Below are 17,483 nucleotides of genomic sequence, written 5' to 3'. Positions count from 1 at the left end.
AAGCGCATGACTTCATTCTGGATTGTGGCCGGCATATTTATTGTCGGCGCCCTGCTGTTCGTGTTGCCAACGTTGTGGAGCAAGAAGGATCGCGACGCCGGCGTCGAACGGGATGCTACCAATATCGACGTTTATCGGGATCAGTTGGCAGAGCTCGATAGTGATCTGCGCAGCGACATCCTGACGCGGGAACAATACGAGCAAAGCAAGCGCGAGCTGCAGCAAAGAATGCTGCAGGATATTCCCGAAGACGGCAGTACGACGACCCCGGTAATGGGTGGAAGACACAACGTGGCAACCATGACTGTCACCGCGCTCGCCCTGCCTGTCCTCGCGGTTTCCCTTTACCTGGCGATAGGCAACACCAAGGCACTGCTGCCGCAGCCCGCTGCGGAACATCCATCGATGTCGGCTGGGGAAGAGCAAGGAGGCCACCCCGATTTTTCCTCGGTGATGGAAAATCTCATTGCGAAGCTTGAGGACAATCCTGACAACGTCGAAGGATGGCTTATGCTTGGCCGGACCTACGCCATGATGCAGCGGTTCAACGAGGCGAAGGAAGCTTATGAAAAGGCGCTTGCCCTGGCGCCCGAGGACTCCGCCATTATTACCGATTACGCCGATATTGTGGCGATGACGAATAATGGCAGCCTGGTCGGAAAACCGACGGAACTGATCAAAAAGGCGTTGAGCCTGGATCCCGATAATCCCAAGGCGCTGGCTCTGGCAGGTACAGCCGAATTCGAGGAGAAGAGATACAAGGAGGCTGCCAGATATTGGGAAAAACTGGCAGCACTGATTCCGCCATCAGAGGCTGAGCTGGTGCAATCCGTTAATGACAGCATCGCAGAAGCAAAATCGCTGGCCGCAGGAAAAGGCAGCCTGGTGGCTAGAGCGCCAGACCAGCCGGGTACTCAGACACCTCCTCCTGCAAACAAACAGGGATCAGCCTCGGGCGCGGGAGGCGCTACCTCCGGTACGCTTTCCGGCAAAGTAACGCTGAGCCCTGCCCTCGCAAGCAAGGCATCTCCTGGTGACAGCCTGTATATTTTTGCCCGCGCCAAAGTGGGACCAAAGGCCCCGCTTGCGACCTTGCGCCTGCAAGTCAAGGATCTGCCGGCAAACTTTTCGCTGAACGACTCCATGGCGAGATCGGGCGTGCAGTTATCCACTTTCCCCGCTGAAGTGGTAGTAGGTGCCAGAATCTCGAAATCAGGGTCTCCCATGCCACAAAGCGGCGACCTGCAAGGTTTCAGCCAGGGAGTGATGATCGGCACCAGCGGGATCAGCGTCGTTATCGATCAGCAGCTGCCCTAGTAGTAGCTAGTAGTCAGCACTAACTACCCTAGACAGCATATCTATCTCTGGAGTATGCCCCTTGGGGGTGCAAAGGTTTTGCCTTTGCGCCCCCTTCTTTCTCTGGAAACCTCCCTTGAGATGATTCCCGGATAAACAGTACGAACGTCATATCGACTGAAGCCCGGTATCAAGTGGCCCGGTATCAAGTGACGTTCAAAGCACCATTGTTGGCATGGGTGAATTCCGGTTCGCTGGATTCGAGTCAGACCCGGAATGACGAGATTCATAGTATTTTCTGGCCGGATCAATAAGAGTTGAAATCTCAACTACTGACGTATTGACGCCGTAGCTCATGATTTACCCAAAGGGCAGCGGTCAATAGCAGTAGTGCGCCTGCCTGATGCGCTGCCGCGAGGGTTAGAGGAACAACCAGCAGCAGCGTGGAAATCCCCAGGGTTATCTGCACTGCCAGCATGATCAACAGCAGGCTGCATGCAAGACGAGCCGAGCCGGAAAGTGGCACTGCTCTGGATTTGAGCCAGAAAATCGGAACAAGAATTGCCAGCGTCCATGCAATCAGGCGATGGTCGAATTGCACAGTGATCATGTTATCGAAGAAATTCCGGTACCAGGGTTCCAGCATGAACAGTTCCGGGGGGATAAAATGGCCATCCATGAGTGGAAAAGTATTGTAAGCCAGCCCTGCCCGAATGCCTGCCACGAAACCTCCCGACAAAACCATTATGAATATCAGGATAGACAGCGTGGTCGAGAAATTGAGCAAACCGCGTACTCGGCCGTTTGCAAGCGTACCGCGACCAGGATTGAGCAGATCGAGCGCTACCCAGAACATTGCGGCATAAATCGCAAAAGCGAGGCCCAAGTGCGCGGTCAGGCGATACTGGCTGACGTGGGGGTTATCCACCAATCCGCTCTTTACCATGTACCACCCCATCCCCCCCTGCAAGGCGCCCAGCAGGAAAATTCCTGACAACTTCAGACCCAGCGGCCGATCGACTGCCTTTTTTGCCAGAAAATACAGGAATGGTATGAAAAATGCCAACCCGATGACGCGGCCCAATAAGCGGTGGAAATATTCCCACCAGAAGATTGTCTTGAACTCTTCCAGGCTCATGCCAAGATTCACCTTTTTATACTGAGGCGTCTGGTGATATTTCTCGAAGAGCTCATCCCAGTCATTCTGACTGAGTGGGGGAACCGTGCCGACAAGGGGCTGCCATTCGACGATGGAAAGCCCTGAATCGGTAAGGCGGGTTACGCCGCCTACAACCACCATGGCGAATACCAGAGCGCAGCAAACGAGCAACCAGATAGCGATAGGTTTTTGCACAGCAAACTCTTGATCGGTTCTTTGTGGAATTGTTGATGTTTGGACAAACTGCATGGCTAGGAATTTTATCTAAGGTTATAAAATATCGAGGTTATTTTGCGCGCATCAACCGCTGCTTGTCGCGCTCCCACTCTTTCTGTTTCTCGGATTCGCGCTTGTCATGCTGCTTCTTGCCCTTTGCAAGTCCGATTTCGAGCTTGATTTTCCCTGATTTATAATGCATATCCAGTGGAACCAGGGTGTACCCTGCCCGCTCCACTTTGCCGATAAGCCGTTTGATTTCCTCAGCATGCAACAACAGCTTGCGCGTACGAACGGGGTCAGGCTGGATGTGAGTGGAAGCTGCCAGCAACGGACTGATATGACAGCCGATGAGAAACAGTTCACCGCTCCGGATAATGACATATGCTTCCTTCAGCTGTGCCCGTCCCGCGCGAATCGCCTTCACTTCCCATCCTTCCAGAACCGCCCCCGCTTCATGTTTCTCTTCGATAAAATAGTCATGAAAAGCTTTCTTATTCTGGACGATGCTCATTCAGGGATTCTCAAGACAAGGTGTTCGCTGCTCATAAAGAGCGCAAAGGGTGCAAAGGGCGCAAGGATAAAGGGATACGATATAAGGGGATACGATGTTCAAGGAATCTCTGGATAAGTCTTCGAGGGAAGAAAAAGGGTGAGTTCAACGCGGGTTTCGTGTATTTTAACAGCTTTCGCCCTGAATTCGGCAGATGGACAAGCCGGAGTACTGGGCTGCTCAGACCGCAGTTCAGGCTCCCGGCAGGTTCATAGGCTGGAAACCCTCAGGTAATTAAAACAATGCATATGTACCAATTTTACAAGTCAAAAAACGAGCAGTCCGCCAGCAAGTTGAGGTTCCATACTGTCTCGCTGAAGCGGGGCAATTCATTGCATGGCTGACATCGAAAAATCGGTTCTGATTGGTTATTCCGCAAGCCGCATGTTCGAACTGGTGGATGCGGTGGAGGATTATCCGAAATTTTTACCCTGGTGCGGGGGATCTTCCGTTGTGCATCAAAGCGAGATGGTCACCCATGCTACCATCATGATCGATTATCATCATATCAAGCACAGTTTTACGACCGAGAACGTACGCAAGCCGCCAGAGCTGATTACAATGACATTATTGAACGGACCGTTTCAGAACCTCGACGGGCACTGGCGCTTCATTCCCTTGGCGGAAAATGCATGCAAGATTGAGTTTCGCCTGCACTACACGTTCTCGCACATATTTCTGGAAAAACTGGTAGGCCCTGTTTTCTTCGTCATTGCCAACAGCTTCGTGGAAGCATTCATCGAGCGCGCAGAAGAAGTTTATGGGAATTCCTGATCGGGTATTGACGTCGGGAAGTCTATGGAAGTTCCTGGTCTGAATATTGACATCGAAGTGGTGTATGCATTGCCGGAGAAACAGATTGTACGGCAGATGAATTTGCCGGAGGGCACCACTGCGGAACAAGCCGTAAAACTGTCCGGCATCCTCTCACAGTTTCCCGAGATTGATCTCCTGAAAAACAGGCTCGGTATATATGGCAAGCTGGTCCCGCGAGCCACGGTTCTGTGCAATCGCGACCGGGTAGAAATTTATCGTCCTCTGAGGATTGATCCCAAGGAAAACCGCAGGAAGCGTGCAAAAAGCCGGTGATTGTGCATCAACCCCGGAACGAAAATAAAAATCAGGCTTATAAATGGAGGTGCGCCGTGAACAATTGCGGCAAGGGGTCTACGGCAAACAGATAGGAAAGCTTCGAATCGTTCCTGCGCTTCGTCTTCGTATGGATGATTCCCCATAGCATCCATGTTCGCTATAATGCCGCTTTGTGAAGGATCACTATCATGCGACTGGTTGAGAAAGCTCTAACCTTTGACGATGTCCTGCTGCTTCCCGCCCACTCCGTCGTTTTACCGCGCAACGTCAATCTGACAACGCGACTCACGCGCGAAATCTCCCTCAATATTCCTCTTGTATCAGCCGCCATGGATACCGTTACCGAAGCGCGGCTCGCGATCGCACTCGCCCAGGAAGGGGGAATCGGCATCATACACAAGAATATGCCGGCAGAATCCCAGGCCGCCCAGGTTTCCAACGTCAAGCGCTTCGAAAGCGGCGTGGTAAAAGATCCCATTACCATTCCACCTGACATGACTGTGCGGGAAGTGCTCAACCTGATCCACAAATTCAGGATTTCAGGCTTACCGGTGGTGGAAGGTTCGAAAGTGGTGGGGATTGTGACAAACCGCGATCTTCGCTTCGAAACCAACCTGGATCAGCCGATCAGGAATATCATGACCTTGAAGGAGCGGCTGGTAACGGTGAATGAAGGCGCCAGCCGCGAAGAAGCAATGGCCCTGTTGCACAAATACCGGCTGGAGCGCGTGCTCGTCGTGAATAACGACTTCGAGCTGCGCGGACTGATCACCGTGAAAGATATCATCAAGACATCCGAACACCCCAACGCCTGCAAGGACGAGCAGGGCAGACTGCGTGTTGGCGCTGCGATAGGGGTTGGCGAAGGCAGTGAAGAGCGCGCCGAGGCGCTGGTCGATGCAGGTGTGGACGTGATTGTCGTGGACACTGCGCATGGACACTCGCAGAGCGTGCTTGAACGGGTACAGTGGGTAAAGAAACGGTTCCCCAAAATCCAGGTTATTGGCGGCAATGTAGGTACTGCCGCCGCCGCCAAGGCTCTGGTGGATCACGGCGCCGATGCGGTAAAGGTGGGCATCGGTCCGGGTTCGATATGCACCACTCGCGTTGTGGCGGGAGTGGGAATACCTCAGATTACGGCCATCAAGAACGTTTCTGCGGAACTGACGGGCAGCGGCGTGCCGCTGATCTCCGATGGCGGCATCCGCTATTCGGGGGACATTGTAAAGGCGCTGGCCGCCGGGGCGAGCTCAATCATGCTGGGAGGATTGTTCGCCGGTACGGAAGAATCACCGGGAGAAATCGAACTCTTCCAGGGGCGCTCATACAAGACCTACCGTGGAATGGGTTCACTTTCAGCGATGCAACAGGGTTCAAGCGACCGCTATTTCCAGCAGCCCGAGCAGGACTCCAGGAAGCTCGTGCCGGAAGGCGTGGAGGGCCGCGTTCCCTTCAAGGGAAGCGTCATTGCGGTCATCCATCAGTTGATTGGCGGCGTACGCTCGGGTATGGGCTATCTGGGCTGCGAAACTATCGATGACATGCATGCCAAGGCGGAGTTTATCGAGATTACTGCCGCTGGGATTCGTGAATCACACGTCCACAACGTGCAGATTACCAAAGAGGCCCCGAACTACCATATCGATTAGCCGGAAATGGCGTGGCATGACAACAGTATATTGTCTCAACCTGCTGTTGCACCTTACGGTCTGTCCCGCTACTTTTCTCCCCTCTTCACTGACAGCGATATTCTTTTTATTTTAGACGGATTTCCGCTCTCTCGAACGCTCGGATGAACGGGTCCGAGAGCTTTGCTCATGCATCAAAAAATACTCATCCTTGACTTTGGTTCCCAATATACGCAGTTGATTGCCCGCCGTGTGCGGGAAAGCAACGTCTACTGCGAAATTCATCCTTTTGACGTAAGCCCTGAATTCATCAGCAATTTTGCTCCGGCAGGCATTATCCTTTCCGGGGGACCGGCCTCTGTCGCCGAGGATGAAACGCCGCGTGCTCAACAAATCGTCTTTGAACTGGGAGTGCCGGTAATGGGCATCTGCTATGGCATGCAAACCATGGCAGCGCAGTTGGGTGGTTCAGTTGAAAACTCGAAAGTGCGTGAATTCGGTTATGCCGAATTGCAGGTAAAAGACCTTGCGGGCCTGCTTCAGGATATCCATGATCGTACTGATGCATCGGGCCAAAAGCTTCTGGATGTATGGATGAGCCATGGCGACAGCGTGAACATTCTTCCTCCCGGTTTCCAGGTCATGGCAAGCAACCCTGCCACTCCCCTGGCTGCCATAGCGGATGGAGCGCGCAGGTTCTACGGAATGCAATTCCATCCGGAGGTCACTCATACCCCGCAGGGCAAAGCCATTATAGACAGGTTTGTCCATGAAATTTGCGGACTCGCTTATGACTGGAACATGCCCGACTATCTGGAGGAAGCGGTTGGCAGAATCCGTTCCGAAGTGGGGCCGGACGAGGTTATTCTGGGACTGTCCGGCGGCGTGGATTCTTCCGTTGCAGCGGCCCTCATTCATCGTGCTATCGGCAAGCAGCTTACCTGTGTTTTCGTGGACAACGGCCTGCTGCGCCTGAATGAAGCCGAACAGGTAATGGACACCTTCAGCCAAAATCTCGGTGTAAAAGTCATTCATGTCGATGCCAGCGAAGAATTTCTAGGCCATTTGCAAGGTATCACGGATCCAGAGGCGAAGCGTCGCATTATCGGACGCGAATTCGTCGAGGTATTCCAGCGGGAAGCGGCAAAAATCGCGAATGCGCGCTGGCTTGCCCAAGGCACGATTTATCCGGACGTCATCGAATCCGCCGGCGCCGGAACAAAAAAGGCAAACACGATCAAATCCCACCACAATGTCGGCGGCCTGCCGAAAACATTGCATCTGAAGCTTCTGGAGCCGTTACGGGAATTGTTCAAGGATGAAGCACGCGAGCTTGGACTGGCACTGGGCCTGCCGCACGATATGGTCTTTCGGCACCCTTTTCCTGGACCCGGGCTTGGAGTGCGCATTCTCGGTGAAGTCAAGCGCGAGTACGCCTTGCTATTGCGACGTGCCGATGCAATCTTTATCGAGGAATTACGCAATGCGGGCTGGTATGAAAAAACTTCTCAGGCGTTTGCGGTCTTTCTGCCGGTGAAATCGGTGGGGGTCATGGGTGACGGCCGCACCTATGATTTTGTCGTAGCGCTGCGCGCCGTTCAGACCGAGGATTTCATGACAGCGCGCTGGGCCGAACTTCCCTACGCCCTGCTCGCGAGAATATCCAACCGCATCGTTAACGAAGTACGTGGAATAAACCGCGTGGTTTACGACATCTCCGGAAAGCCGCCGGCCACGATAGAGTGGGAGTGAAAGCACCCGGAAGAAACCCGAATGCTTTTCCTGAATAAACTCAGGGCGGATTGGAAATTTCGGTAAGCGCATCCGCAACCGGTCCGATATCGGAGGCATCCACTGCAAAATCCCCGAGAGAGACGATTCCTACCAGTCGTTGTTCGGCGTTCACGACCGGCAGGCGGCGGATCTGGTTGTCGCTCATGATCTCGGCTGCTTCCTCTATCGAATCACCCTCATGAGCCCATATCACATCTTCGGACATGATTTCACTGACCGGAGTGCTTGGCCCCCTGCCCTCTGCCACCGCTCTGACGGCGATGTCGCGATCAGTGATGACACCCAGCAACTGCTCTTCATCTCCCACGGGCAAAAGCCCGAAGTCGCCGTCGCGCATTTCCTGGGCCGCCTCCTCGATGGTTGCGTCCGGGCTGATGGTCTGCACATCCGAACTCATCACTTCGCTTATCCTTTGCATGTCATTCTCCTCATCGACTCGCCTGTGCGTCACGGCCGCAAATAATCAAAGCGGTTTGCGGCCGCTGATTACGCGAAGCAGAATCACCACGATGGCTATTACCAGAAGAAGGTGTATGAAGCCGCCCATCGTATAGGAACTGACCAATCCCAGTAGCCACAGGATGATCAAAACAACAGCGATTGTGTAAAGCATGATAGCCTCCTTTTCATTATCATGAAGTTAGCAGCAAGCGCATCACTCGGGTCTTGCCCGCGCTTCATGACGCTTGCTCTACTTGCCAGGGGTATATTCCTCAAGTCCGCTATTCTGAGTATTGTGCTGATGGAAAACCTCTCGCAAGCGGAACCTCTTCAGAGATTCCTAATCCTCCCCTAATCCTCCCCCTAGTCCTCTCTCTTGGCATCCGCTATCGCAGCTGCTTGCGCAGCTTTTGCTTCTTCTAGACATACATCCTTTACATTGCCTGACAGGTCATCACATCGCTCTTTCGCCACCCGATAGTCAGCTTTCGCTCTTGCAACCTTCACTTCATACTGGCTTTCTCTCGAAGGCCTGTACTTATCTTCCAGTTGGGCCTTTGCAACTTCTTCCCGGCCCTTTGCTTCCGCCTCGCATATATCCTCGGCATTGCCATCGAAGGAATCACAGCGCGCCTTGTCTGCCTTGTATTCCCGCTCGATGCGCTCCTTGTCGGCCACATATACTTCGTATACATCGGACGGCAGCCGCTGTTGCTGCGCTGTCACAACAGAGCTGACTGAGAAGCCGAGTGCGATAAGAATGACATTTGATTTACGCATGATTCCCTCGCTTTGATGGTTTGACTTTGTGGTTCGGATAGAGAAACAGTTCTCCCTTCCCCGCTTTTCCCTTTAATAGGATCGATGATGTGTGTCCTGCCGTTTTTCCCATTCATCGATCTGTTTCTCGGCTTCTTCTTTCGTGACCCCGTATGATTTCTGGATCTGGCCGGAGAGTTGATCCTTCCGTCCGGCGATCTGATCGATATGATCATCGGTGAGCTTGCCCCACTGCTCTTTCACTTTACCCTTGAATTGCTTCCAGTTGCCTTCCACTTGATCCCAGTTCATTTTTGGCTCCTTTATTAAGTCTGATCCAGTTTGAAAAACTCTTAAGTATCCGTGCTCATTGATACCGATCTACTGACGATAATCTACAATTCCTATCGCTTAATACTTATTTTATTGGCGACATTCTTGACACCTTCAACACCACGCGCAACCTCGACAGCGCGATTCATCTGCGCTTTGTCGTTTGCATACCCGCTGAGTTGAACTTTCCCTTCGTGCGTTTCCACCGCGATGTCAGTACTGTTCTTGATGCTGTCATCACCCGCCAGTGCAGCCTTGACCTTAGTGCTGATAATACTGTCATCTATCTTCTCGCCGACCGAGGCCTCACCCCCCTTTACCATCATTTTGTTGTCAACGTTTTTTACCCCGTTGATACCCTTTGTAATCGCAACGGCCTTGTCAATCTGCTTCTGGCTATCCACATATCCGCTGAGCTGGACCACCCCTTTGCGCGTCTCCACCTTGATGTCCAGTCCCTTGACGTAATCGTCCGCCAGAAGCGCCGTTTTTACTTTAGTGGTAATCGCGGTATCGTCGATCTCGGTGCCTATCGTCGTTTTCGCCTCCGACTTAGGTTCTCCGAAGGCAGGTTGCTGGGTCATCAGGGCAAAACTGACTGAGAAGCCGAGCGCGGCAAGAATGACATTTGATTTACGCATGATTCCCTCGTTTTGATGGTTTTATTTTTACCTACGTGGGCAAACAAGCCTCCTATCCGCCCCACTTTTCCCTTTAACAGGAACGATGATGTGTGTCCTGCCGTTTTTCCCATTCATCGATCTGTTTCTCGGCTTCTTCCTTCGTGATCCCGTATGTTTCCTGGATCTGACCGGAGAGTTGATCCTTCCGCCCAGCGATCTGGTCGATATGATCATCAGTGAGCTTGCCCCACTGCTCTTTCACTTTACCCTTGAATTGCTTCCAGTTGCCTTCTACTTGATCCCAGTTCATTTTTCGCTCCTTTCTGGTCTGATTCAGTTAAAAATCCTGAAATTGGCGCCTGCGGTGCAGACGCTCCTGATTCCTATTCCTTGATGCTCATTTTATTGATGACATTCTTGACACCTTCAACACCACGTGCGATCTCGACAGCGCGATCCATCTGGGCTTGATCGTTCGCATGACCGCTAAGCTGAACCTCCCCCTCCTGGGTTTCTACTGCGATATCAGTACTGTTCTTGATACTGTCATCCCCTGTCAGCCCAGCCTTGACCTTCGTAGTGATGATAGTGTCATCGATCTTTTCGCCAACCGAGGCTTCGCCCCCTTTTACCATCATTTCATTGTCAACATTTTTAACGCCCTTGATACCCTTCGCAATTGCAACGGCCTTATCAATCTGCTCCTGGCTATCCACATATCCGCTGAGCTGGACTTCCCCTTTGCGAGTCTCCACCTTGATATCCAGTCCCTTGACGTAATCGTCCCCCAGAAGCGCGGTTTTTACTTTAGTGGTAATCGCAGTATCGTCAATTTCGGTGCCAATCGTCGTTGGAGCCGTTTGAGCCTCCGACTTCGGCTCCCCAGGAGCAGGTGCTTTCTCTTCCTTCTTTCCGCAACCCGCGATAGCAAGCGCACCAATGAGCGTAATAGTCAGAACAAGCGATTTATTTTGAATACTCATGCCGTTTTTCTCCCGAGTAGATTTGAATTAAGGGTCGCCAATGACTCGCAGCTAAGGCCAATTCATGCCCTGCTCCACACCGGCTTCGTTTCTGATCCTGCGATTCAATCATCCCGCGCTATCGCTTATAGCTCAGTGCGCTGGCGCACATAAATTGGAAAAAGTCAATTAGCCGTATTTCGAAGAGTGCCGTAAGCCTCTGGTGCAAAAAGTATAGTTGCGCAAAAGCCTGCTCTTGCTCGCAGCCGCCTTCCCGCTCAAAGGGAACTGAGGAGGCTGAGGGTGGCTGAGAGTGACTGAAGCAAAAAGCAGTCAGCAGCAAAGAAAAAGGCGAGAAACCCGGAAAGAATTTTTATTTCGATGAAACTGCGGGTTTGAAAGAGAGAGAAAACTGCAGCCGGAAAGATAGCAGGAATTTATAGAAGATTGTAGTAAGCATGAATGTCAGTTTTCTGGAAAACTGCCACATTGCCAAGGCGGCTGCAATCTCAGTGAAGCGCGCTTGAATGCGTTTGAATTCGATCGAAAATGCCATCGTCCGCAAAATGGATGTTTAGGGCCTCCTTCCAGCCGCCAAACACGTCATCGACAGTAAACAATTCGAGGGATGGAAATTGCATCGAATACCTGGCGGCTATCCTCTCATCACGCGGGCGATAATAGTGTCTGGCTGCTATTTCCTGTGCCTTCAGTGTGTAGAGATAATCGATGTAAGCCCTGGTCACTTCACGCGTTCCATTCCGTGAAGCAACATCACTTACTATGCTCACAGCGGGTTCGGCCAGGATAGAGAGGGAGGGGGTAACAATCTCAAACTTGTCTCCGCCGTGCTCTTTGACGATCAGGTGGGCTTCATTTTCCCAAATCAGCAGCACATCCCCTCTGCCGCGTTCGACGAAAGTCGTTACTGAACTACGCGTTCCAGTTCCTAGAGTCTTTACGTTGCCAAATATTTTTTTTATGAATTCAATCGCTGTTACGTCACTTCCTCCATGCTGCTTGAGCGCATACCCCCAGGCAGCCAGGTAACTCCAGCGCGCATCCCCCGAAGTCTTTGGATTGGAAGTTACAATCTCGATACCCGGGTTCGCGAGATCATTCCAATCCCGCACCTTCTTCGGGTTGCCATTGCGCACCAGAAAGACAATGGTTGAGGTATATGGTGACTTTTGTGGTAAGGGTTTTTGCCAGTCAGGTAACGAAAATTTACTGGCTTTTTGCAGTGTCTCCGGATCATAGGATAGAGCAAGTGACGTGACATCAAGTCCATCTACATTCGCCCGGAGAGGTATACCCGGCTTGCTTTCTGCATGCCGGATCGTAACCTCCACACCTGTTCGCGTTTTCCAGTGCTTGATAAACGCCTTGTTGAAATCATCAAACATTTTGTGACTTGCATCGGAACTGTAGCTCGCAGACATGCTACGCAGCGCGGCAACTGCTGCGCTGAAGCTGAGCAGAATTGCCAGAACCGCAAAAACCAGCCGGAAGCGATATGAACGCATCTTTTTTCCTCCTATGTATTGATACCGGGAAATTTACCATCGGTTTATTTCAACAGCATTGCATAGAAGAAATGAAGAAATAGAGCGGGTTGCCGTTCTTTTAGAAAAGCGGGAAGGAAACCGTTTGCTGTATATCACCCTCGGCTCGGTACAGGAGCCTGTAAATAAATCGCGCTCGGGAGTCCGGACGTATAAAATTAAAACAGGCAATTGATGCGATAGGTAACGATAATTGGCGGGCAATTGCAGCGAGATGCATTCATGAATATCAGAAACTTTATCAGTTTTTCCAATGTTACCCTTGCACTGCTGCTTGCGGCGATCGGTGCGCTCGTCTTTCATTCGATGAGTATTCGTGAAGAGATCAATATCGCCGAGCGTCACCGATTCCAGGCGCTTCTGCTTGGGGATGAGCTGCTTCACACCTCCAATGACCTCACACGCATGGCGCGTACCTATGTTGTCACGGGAGACCCCATCTACAAACGTTATTTCAACGAGATACTCGAGATTCGCGATGGCCGGCATCCGCGACCGTTGAACTATTCCCCGACATACTGGGACCTCATGATGGCAGGCAAGACTTCCGTCGTCAGGCAAAACGGCGCTGTCCCGCTACTGGAGAAGTTTCAGCAAGGAGGCCTGAACAATGAGGAATATGCCTTGCTGAAAGAATCGCTGGAACGCTCCAACAACCTGGTCAAACTCGAGCGGCGCGCCTTTGCCGCAATGGAAGGCTTATACGCCGATGGTGACGGCAATTTTACCGTGCGCGGCGAGCCCGATCGTGATCTGGCGATAAAGCTCCTGTTCAGTGAACAGTATATTGCGGAAAAAGCCGCCATCATGAAGCCGATCCAGACATTCATTGATTTATTCAGTGAACGGATGCAAACCCAATCAAATCTCGGCGTGGCGCGGCTCGAACGCCAGATCATCTTCGAGATGGCGCTTATCTTTGTCGCCCTGGTGGCCACGATGGGCATCATTTTTTATACCCGGTTCAACATACTACGGCCGTTGGCCGATCTCGGCCGACAGGTCGCGGGAGTCAGCCGGGGCATTCTTCCCAACCGCTATGGGGAAGAGACGAGTAATGAGGTCGCCAAGCTCGGCGAAGCATTAGCTCTGGCAGATGCGGAAAAGCAGCAACTTCTCGAGAATGAACGAATCGCCCGAAATGAAGCTGAGCGCGCAAGTCGCCTCAAGGACGAGTTTCTCGCAACCCTTTCCCATGAATTGAGAACTCCGTTAAATGCAATCCTGGGATGGTCCCAACTCATCCTGAGCGGAAACCTTAAAAAAGAGAACATCCACATGGGACTGGAAACGATCGAGCGAAATGCACGTGCCCAGAACAAGCTGATTGAAGACCTCCTCGAGATGAGCAGCATCATATCCGGAAAAGTCAGACTGGATATGCGTCAGCAGGATATCGCCAACCTGGTCGAGACATCGGTCGAATCAGTAAGGCCGACAGCGCAGGCCAAAGGGGTCATTCTGCAAAAAACGTTGGGCAAAAAAGTCGGTTCCATCATTGGAGATTCCAACCGACTCCAGCAGATACTCTGGAATCTGCTCTCCAATTCGATAAAATTTACGCCCAAGGGCGGGAAAATAGAAGTTACAGTAGAACAGCGGGACTTGTTCCTCGAAATCAGGATAAGCGACTCCGGGCTGGGAATCACTCCCGAATTCATGCCCTATGTCTTTGACCGCTTCCGGCAGGGAGATGCTTCGCTTACGCGGCAGTACGGCGGACTCGGTCTTGGTCTCGCCATTGTGAAGCAACTGGTGGAACTTCACGGTGGAACGGTGCATGCAGAAAGTCAAGGTGAGGGACAAGGATCATCCTTTATCATCAAACTGCCGGTCGCTCCTCCTGTTCCCGAGACAAAAAGTGAACCGCTCCCGTCGCAGAAATGCATCGAACCGCAGTCGTTGTTCAAGGGATTGAAAGTGCTGGTTATCGATGATGAACTGGATGCGCGCGAACTCATCAGGCGGATTCTGGCGCAGCAGGAAGCAAGCGTGATTACGGCTGCGCGTGCGGCAGATGGCCTGGAACTCTTGAAGACCGAGAAGCCGGATATTGTTATCAGTGATATCAGCATGCCCGAAAAAAACGGGTATCAGTTCATCACCGAGGTGAGAAGCCTTTCGGCAGAAAATGGAGGGACAACTCCCGCTATCGCCCTCACGGCATTCGCCCATCCGGAGGACAGAGCCAAAATGATGAGCGCAGGCTACCAGAAACACCTGCCCAAGCCTGTGGATTCCGTTGCATTGATTACGGCCATCGATAACCTCGTCGGATCAAAAAAGCTGACCCATACCAGCACTAGCGCTACCTGACCAGCCGTATCTTCAGGCGCCGCAACAATATCATTCTGTCATCCCGGCACCCAGGATTCTCCTCCACAACGACCTCCATCCACAACGCATCTTTCAGTTCTCAGGTTCTCGGCGCCCTCTCCCTATTTATTCACGTCATATCTTACTAGAGCATTGCTTCTTTCGGTCCAGCCCGCGCTCCCCGCAGCATTCCGGCAGGAATGCTGCGACAAATTGCCGCATGCGACAATATGTCACATTGATTTATCGGTATGAATAATAAATACTCCCCAACATCGGCACATAAGCATCAATATGCCGATATCTTAAAAATACGGAAAAACACATACCTTCAATAGACAATCAACGAGGGAGCAATATGAAAAAAGCATTCAGGTATCTGCCCGCTGTCACCGCCACTGTCACCGCCATCATCTCGCTGCCCGCGATGGCGCATGTGGGTTATACGGACCGCAATTTCGGTACTTTCGACAACACTTATAGCACAGCAAGGTTGTCCGATCAGGCGGTTACAGGCAATTACGGCTGGATCGATGGGACCGACTCAGACAATGGCGATAGCCACAAACTGCGTCCCTACCGTTTTACCCTTGCTGAGGAAACGAACGTGACACTCACATTCGAACAGGCAACTTCCCAGGTGAGTGACCATCTGGGCAACGTCTTGACTTCCCAGCTGGGCCTGAAACCTGGTTTCTCTCTCTATGAGGGCCTGGCGCACCTGGCCCCCGTGAAGGCCGATTATGATTCTGCCGAAATATCGGTTGCCAATCGTGACCCCGGTACAGAGGGATCATTCAAAGCTCTGGCGGATTGGTCGATCGGTAACGACCCGGGCGAGTTGAACGGAACCCCCATCCCCGCAAGCCTGAGTTTCTTCAAGTATATCGGTCATGCCTATGATGGTACTGGCTTCGGCTCCGACGGTACGCCCGACGGCAAGGTTTCGCATACATTCATGAATCTCAAGCCCGGCGACTACTCTGTGTTCGTCGGCGGCACGGACTATTTTGCCCAGGAAGGCAGCAATCCCGACCTCTCAACAAAGTACGGCGTTACAGCAACGCTAGTGGCAGGCGTGGTCCCCGAACCCGAAGTTTATGCAATGTTGTTGGCGGGCCTTGGGTTGATGGGTGCAATGGTGCGCCGAAGAAGCATGCATTAATCTCCGCTGCTGAATATTGCCGTCCTGATCGGGGCGGCTCCACGCAACGCCGCTGCTTCCGCCGCGCCTGTCCAGTTTCGACATTCAATCAAAATCTAGGTTTTATCCCACATCACATCGCAGTGCTTCCGGGCTGCTGCGGAGAGCAGTTCAATCAGCGGTAATGCGCGATACTTCAGGCTGACACTCTGGTCATCCGCCTGTTCGGCATTGTCTTGCGACTTCTGTGCCTCGTCCGCTCTTTCCGCCTCGACAGCATGCCTCAGGCGGTCGAGCGCTGCAGGCACTTCATCTGCTACCATCGCACTGGGCACGGTCCCGCTATGCCCCATCATCTTCAGCAACTGTTTTGCAATGTCACCGAACATGATGATGTCAGCATGGGCAGAAGTCTTGAATGTCACCAGCATAGGGATGGAAATAGCGGGGAAGTCGTTACAGGTAATATCGTCACCTCTACCACCTCGACATGTGGGCTTGCAGCTGTCGCCGCCCTGACATGGTTTTTTGTCTCCTGCTTACTGCCGAGGCAAGCACCAGCAGGCCAAGCATGAACATAAAGATTGCCGCTGGCTCCGGTATCGCAGAGGCGAAGCCTGCCGCCAGAATGGCATGAGCGTTAGTGGTGGGATGAAAATCATCCCAGAAGAGACGTACCTCGGGATTGTCGCATGTAATCCCCAGTAGAGTGAAACACGGATTGGTCACATCGGTGAGCCCGTAATTGGCCGGATTCTGTGCGACATCATTCAATAACGCGAATGTGTCGAAGCTGTGGATGCTTACCCCTGGAAGAGTTCCGTCGAGACTTCCAAGCTGGCTCGCCAATTCCGTATTGAACACAACGGAATAGTCGTGCGCCTGCGAGACTTCACCTTCCCTCCTCGCGAAAGGCGTAAGACCGAGATCAGGCAGGTTTGGCACAAGAAAATTCCGCGCTCCCGCCGCTGCAAGCACGTTCACGTAACTTCCTATGTTTCGGGCGGCCTGGACGGGAGAGTCGTGGATAAGATAATCATTGCTCCCGCCCCAAACGAAGTACAAGGCGTTCGGATCTGCTGCTCCGCGGGCATTACTCATGTAGAGATTCACCTCCTGCTGCATGCCCGGCAGGTTCAATATGCCTGTTGGATCAGCATCATTACCGACGTTGTGATTACCCGACGTAGCGCCGGCGACGGCATAGCCTTGAAAATTAGCCGTATTTACTCCGGCGGGAAAGAGGTTTTTCGCCAGATACTCTGAGGCGACGGGCCCATTGGAGAAGCGGCCCCCATCATATGACGCCTCAAGTTGTGATGGCAGGCAGGGATGCAAAGGATCGCAATGCCCGCCCAGATTCTTGTAAAGACTGGTGACGGCGGAAGGATTGTCTCCTGCATCGGACAGGCTGTCCCCGAATACGATAAGACTGCTGAAAGGGGTGGCAGCACTGGCGCTTCCCCCAGACAGCAATACGACAAGCGCGACAACTGTTGTTGATATTTTCATTGCCAGTCCTCCTTCGCACAGAGATCGTTTTTTTAAGGGGCATCAAATGTCTTCCGCGGACAGCAGGATGATTTTCAAGACCGGCTTCTC

At 52.4% G+C, this 17,483-nt stretch carries 19 protein-coding genes; 7 read left to right on the top strand and 12 right to left on the bottom strand.

Translation table 11 applies throughout. From position 1 onward, the window contains the following. Positions 1-6: 6 nt before the first annotated feature. The gene (gene ccmI / locus ACZ5BW_RS06345; protein WP_464543421.1) at positions 7-1,317 is read left to right on the top strand and encodes a c-type cytochrome biogenesis protein CcmI; all 1,311 of its coding nucleotides are present in this window, start codon (positions 7-9) and stop codon (positions 1,315-1,317) included. 304 nt (positions 1,318-1,621) lie between these two features. Here ccmI and ACZ5BW_RS06340 read toward each other — a convergent pair whose 3' ends face one another. Both ACZ5BW_RS06340 and smpB read right to left on the bottom strand, forming a co-directional pair. Beyond that, the gene (locus tag ACZ5BW_RS06340; protein WP_464543420.1) at positions 1,622-2,704 is read right to left on the bottom strand and encodes a COX15/CtaA family protein; all 1,083 of its coding nucleotides are present in this window, start codon (positions 2,702-2,704) and stop codon (positions 1,622-1,624) included. A 37-nt stretch (positions 2,705-2,741) separates the two neighbouring features. Then, a complete protein-coding gene (smpB, locus tag ACZ5BW_RS06335; protein ID WP_464543419.1) occupies positions 2,742-3,185 on the bottom strand; it encodes an SsrA-binding protein SmpB in 444 nt (147 codons plus the stop codon). 375 nt (positions 3,186-3,560) lie between these two features. On the opposite strand from smpB, the gene ACZ5BW_RS06330 reads away from it, so the two are divergent. The 4 genes from ACZ5BW_RS06330 to guaA all read left to right on the top strand — a co-directional run bounded on the left by ACZ5BW_RS06330 (position 3,561) and on the right by guaA (position 7,696). Then, positions 3,561-3,998, top strand: a complete 438-nt coding sequence (locus ACZ5BW_RS06330) for a type II toxin-antitoxin system RatA family toxin (protein WP_464543418.1) — start codon at positions 3,561-3,563, stop codon at positions 3,996-3,998. 24 nt (positions 3,999-4,022) lie between these two features. Beyond that, entirely contained in the window at positions 4,023-4,313 is a 291-nt protein-coding gene (locus ACZ5BW_RS06325) for an RnfH family protein (protein ID WP_464543417.1), read from the top strand. A gap of 191 nt (positions 4,314-4,504) precedes the next feature. Continuing rightward, positions 4,505-5,965: an IMP dehydrogenase gene (gene guaB, locus ACZ5BW_RS06320; RefSeq protein ID WP_464543416.1), complete on the top strand. Its 1,461-nt coding sequence runs from the start codon at positions 4,505-4,507 to the stop codon at positions 5,963-5,965. Between the two features lie 168 nt (positions 5,966-6,133). Next, positions 6,134-7,696, top strand: coding sequence for a glutamine-hydrolyzing GMP synthase (gene guaA / locus ACZ5BW_RS06315; RefSeq protein WP_464543415.1), 1,563 nt, complete (start codon positions 6,134-6,136; stop codon positions 7,694-7,696). Positions 7,697-7,736: 40 nt separating this feature from the next. Here the strand turns inward: guaA and ACZ5BW_RS06310 are convergent, their stop codons facing one another. From ACZ5BW_RS06310 to ACZ5BW_RS06275, 8 genes are all read right to left on the bottom strand, one after another. Continuing rightward, on the bottom strand, positions 7,737-8,156 hold the full coding sequence (locus ACZ5BW_RS06310; RefSeq protein WP_464543414.1) for a CBS domain-containing protein: 420 nt from the start codon (positions 8,154-8,156) through the stop codon (positions 7,737-7,739). A 45-nt stretch (positions 8,157-8,201) separates the two neighbouring features. After that, positions 8,202-8,351, bottom strand: a complete 150-nt coding sequence (locus ACZ5BW_RS06305) for a lmo0937 family membrane protein (protein WP_107761494.1) — start codon at positions 8,349-8,351, stop codon at positions 8,202-8,204. A 191-nt stretch (positions 8,352-8,542) separates the two neighbouring features. Further along, the gene (locus tag ACZ5BW_RS06300; protein ID WP_464543413.1) at positions 8,543-8,959 is read right to left on the bottom strand and encodes a hypothetical protein; all 417 of its coding nucleotides are present in this window, start codon (positions 8,957-8,959) and stop codon (positions 8,543-8,545) included. A gap of 72 nt (positions 8,960-9,031) precedes the next feature. After that, entirely contained in the window at positions 9,032-9,250 is a 219-nt protein-coding gene (locus ACZ5BW_RS06295) for a CsbD family protein (RefSeq protein ID WP_464543412.1), read from the bottom strand. A 92-nt stretch (positions 9,251-9,342) separates the two neighbouring features. Continuing rightward, positions 9,343-9,912 (bottom strand): BON domain-containing protein, encoded by a 570-nt coding sequence (locus ACZ5BW_RS06290; RefSeq protein ID WP_464543411.1) that lies wholly within the window; start codon positions 9,910-9,912, stop codon positions 9,343-9,345. A gap of 73 nt (positions 9,913-9,985) precedes the next feature. Then, positions 9,986-10,204, bottom strand: coding sequence for a CsbD family protein (locus ACZ5BW_RS06285; RefSeq protein WP_464543410.1), 219 nt, complete (start codon positions 10,202-10,204; stop codon positions 9,986-9,988). A gap of 73 nt (positions 10,205-10,277) precedes the next feature. Then, the gene (locus ACZ5BW_RS06280; protein ID WP_464543409.1) at positions 10,278-10,877 is read right to left on the bottom strand and encodes a BON domain-containing protein; all 600 of its coding nucleotides are present in this window, start codon (positions 10,875-10,877) and stop codon (positions 10,278-10,280) included. Positions 10,878-11,365: 488 nt separating this feature from the next. Then, positions 11,366-12,382, bottom strand: coding sequence for a sulfate ABC transporter substrate-binding protein (locus ACZ5BW_RS06275; RefSeq protein ID WP_464543408.1), 1,017 nt, complete (start codon positions 12,380-12,382; stop codon positions 11,366-11,368). 261 nt (positions 12,383-12,643) lie between these two features. Here ACZ5BW_RS06275 and ACZ5BW_RS06270 point away from each other — a divergent pair, with 261 nt between their 5' ends. After that, positions 12,644-14,737 carry an ATP-binding response regulator gene (locus tag ACZ5BW_RS06270; protein ID WP_464543407.1) on the top strand — a complete coding sequence of 698 codons (2,094 nt, stop codon included), beginning with the start codon at positions 12,644-12,646 and terminating at the stop codon, positions 14,735-14,737. Between the two features lie 358 nt (positions 14,738-15,095). Next, entirely contained in the window at positions 15,096-15,902 is an 807-nt protein-coding gene (locus ACZ5BW_RS06265) for a PEP-CTERM sorting domain-containing protein (RefSeq protein ID WP_464543406.1), read from the top strand. A gap of 95 nt (positions 15,903-15,997) precedes the next feature. Here the strand turns inward: ACZ5BW_RS06265 and ACZ5BW_RS06260 are convergent, their stop codons facing one another. Together ACZ5BW_RS06260 and ACZ5BW_RS06255 are read right to left on the bottom strand one after the other, a co-directional pair. After that, positions 15,998-16,312 (bottom strand): DUF1840 domain-containing protein, encoded by a 315-nt coding sequence (locus ACZ5BW_RS06260; protein ID WP_464543405.1) that lies wholly within the window; start codon positions 16,310-16,312, stop codon positions 15,998-16,000. A gap of 46 nt (positions 16,313-16,358) precedes the next feature. Continuing rightward, on the bottom strand, positions 16,359-17,393 hold the full coding sequence (locus ACZ5BW_RS06255; RefSeq protein ID WP_464543404.1) for an SGNH/GDSL hydrolase family protein: 1,035 nt from the start codon (positions 17,391-17,393) through the stop codon (positions 16,359-16,361). Positions 17,394-17,483: the final 90 nt, after the last annotated feature.

The sequence above is a fragment of the Nitrosospira sp. TNL300 genome (assembly GCF_055385915.1).
Note: the sequence above shows the minus strand (reverse complement) of the source record. Positions and strands in the feature narration are given on the sequence as shown.